This window comes from Duganella flavida (assembly GCF_009857445.1).
Lineage (GTDB): Bacteria > Pseudomonadota > Gammaproteobacteria > Burkholderiales > Burkholderiaceae_D > Rugamonas > Rugamonas flavida.
This window is the reverse complement of record NZ_WWCN01000045.1, coordinates 1-1596: the sequence shown is the minus strand read 5'-3', so window position 1 is coordinate 1596 and position 1596 is coordinate 1. Positions and strand designations below refer to the sequence as shown.

General features: G+C 50.0%; 2 protein-coding genes and 1 pseudogene. All 3 read left to right on the top strand.

Annotated features, from left to right (window positions below; translation table 11 throughout):
* Nucleotides 1-244: 244 nt before the first annotated feature.
* On the top strand, nt 245-616 hold the full coding sequence (locus tag GTP46_RS29085) for a hypothetical protein (RefSeq protein WP_161010111.1): 372 nt from the start codon (nt 245-247) through the stop codon (nt 614-616).
* Between the two features lie 146 nt (nt 617-762).
* Nucleotides 763-1161 (top strand): annotated as a pseudogene (locus tag GTP46_RS29080) (IS110 family transposase); the annotation flags it as partial.
* A 132-nt stretch (nt 1162-1293) separates the two neighbouring features.
* The coding region (locus GTP46_RS29075; protein ID WP_161010110.1) for a helix-turn-helix domain-containing protein at nt 1294-1596 on the top strand (303 nt) is incomplete at its 3' end.

Here is a 1596-nt window from a genome sequence, read left to right as displayed (position 1 = left end):
GAGGATGACATAAATCACGTCTATCTGCGCTATGTGGATGATAACAATGAGATAGTTGTTTTTCCAAAAAAATATGCCTATGATTTCAAATATAACTAAAATCAGTGTAATGATGATTAATCTGACAGGGACGGCTAGATGAGTTAGAGTTTTAAAGGACCGTTCTCGGCCATAAACGGACCTAACGTAACTTGCTCAATATGGCGTACGGCCTGAAAGCATCTATTCGGAGAGGAGGCGCGTTGTGAAACTACTGTTTCTGGGGATCTTGATATTTTCTACAGCGGCTATTTCTGCCGAAAACGTGAAGGATCCATTGAACGATACCGTCACATCCGAAGTTCAGTTGAAGGCCATGCAGGGACGCGTCGATGCATCGATAAGCAAAGCAGTCGCTGAAACGTTAAAAAACGAAGCACCGCCGCTGCCGTATTATCAAAGCGCCATAGCATTCAGGTCCGCCAATACGGATATTATGACTGCTGCTTTTATTGAAGCTAAGGTACAGGACTGTCTTCACTCAGACGGTCTAAAGCGCCAACCTACATTTTTGCTCACAGGGTATCTAGCGTTGCCATTCATAGCAGTCGCCAAAGCGCGAGGAAAGTGTATCTGATATTTCGGTGTTGATTTGCATCGAAAAGTGACCCACTTTCCCCAGTAATTTGCAACTGAATCTGATAATCATCTAGCCGTCCTCCCTTCGGCCACGCCGAGGAATAAAGTCACGGTACGAATCCGAACTTTATCGAGGAGGACGTCATGTTATTTTGTGGCATTGATCTTCATTCCAACAACTGCCTTGTCGTCGTCTCCGACGACGCCGACAAGGTCGTGTATTCCAAGCGCTTACCCAACGATCTGGCAACCATCTGCGCAGCGCTCAGTCCGTATCAGCAGGAGTTATTCGGTGTAGTCGTGGAGTCCACGTACAACTGGTACTGGCTGGTTGACGGCTTAGTGGCGGCTGGATACTCGCTCCACCTGGCGAACACCACTGCGATAAAACAATATGATGGCCTTAAGCATCGCGGTGACGAATCCGATGCCCGTCATCTGGCTCACATCCTCCGTCTCGGGCTACTGCCCGAAGGCTACATCATGCCTCAGCCTGTTCGCGCCGTTCGGGACTTAGCTCGCAAACGTATGCAGCTAGTCCAAAGGTGATGGCTAAGTTATTGAAGTTGATCGCGAGGTATGCGAGGAAAGCATTCGCGCTCTTGACTGTGGACGGCTAATGGGTGACCCACGTGAAGAGCACAATTCGACCTGTCTTATCGGCAGGAGAACGGAGTGATCAACGTGGCTTTACTAGGCATCATTCGACTCTGGCACATACGTGACCAGATTCCTCTACGCGAGATCGCCAGGCGACTGGGCATCTCTCGCAATACTGTCCGGCGCTACCTGCGTTCGGAGATCACTGAGCCCAGCTATGCCGAACGCCATATCGCGAGCGGACTGGACAAATATTCTCTGCAATTATCGGGATGGCTGAAGAGCGAGGCGAGCAAGCCGCGTAAGCAGCGCCGCAATTTGAAGCAACTCCATGCAGAGCTGCAAGAGCTGGGATATGAAGGGTCGTATGACCGCGTG